This is a genomic window from Ochrobactrum sp. SFR4 (assembly GCF_019730395.1).
In the GTDB taxonomy this organism is placed as follows: domain Bacteria; phylum Pseudomonadota; class Alphaproteobacteria; order Rhizobiales; family Rhizobiaceae; genus Pseudochrobactrum.
This window is the reverse complement of sequence record NZ_JAAPBB010000451.1, coordinates 1-336: the sequence shown is the minus strand read 5'-3', so window position 1 is coordinate 336 and position 336 is coordinate 1. Positions and strand designations below refer to the sequence as shown.

Below are 336 nucleotides of genomic sequence, written 5' to 3'. Positions count from 1 at the left end.
CGTGCCGATGAGTTGCTGGAGCTGGTAGGGCTGTCTCATATGGCTGCACGTTATCCGCATATGCTGTCGGGTGGCGAGCAACAACGCGTGGCACTGGCACGCGCCCTTGCACCAACGCCGGACATCCTGCTGATGGATGAACCTTTTTCCAATCTGGATCAGGGATTACGCCAGAAAGTGCGTAGTGAAACAATCGCATTGCTGCGCAAATTAGGCACGACGGTTATTATCGTCACCCATGATGCGGAAGAGGCTTTATCTGCCGGTGACCGCATCGTGCTGATGCGCTCAGGGCGTATTATTCAGCAGGGCACAGCGCATGAAATTTATGACCAG

1 protein-coding gene is annotated in these 336 nt (G+C 54.5%); it reads left to right on the top strand.

Annotated elements, in window-relative coordinates; translation table 11 throughout:
• Nucleotides 1-336 (top strand): ABC transporter ATP-binding protein (locus HBA93_RS19770; protein ID WP_221724424.1); only part of this gene is annotated, 336 nt, incomplete at both ends.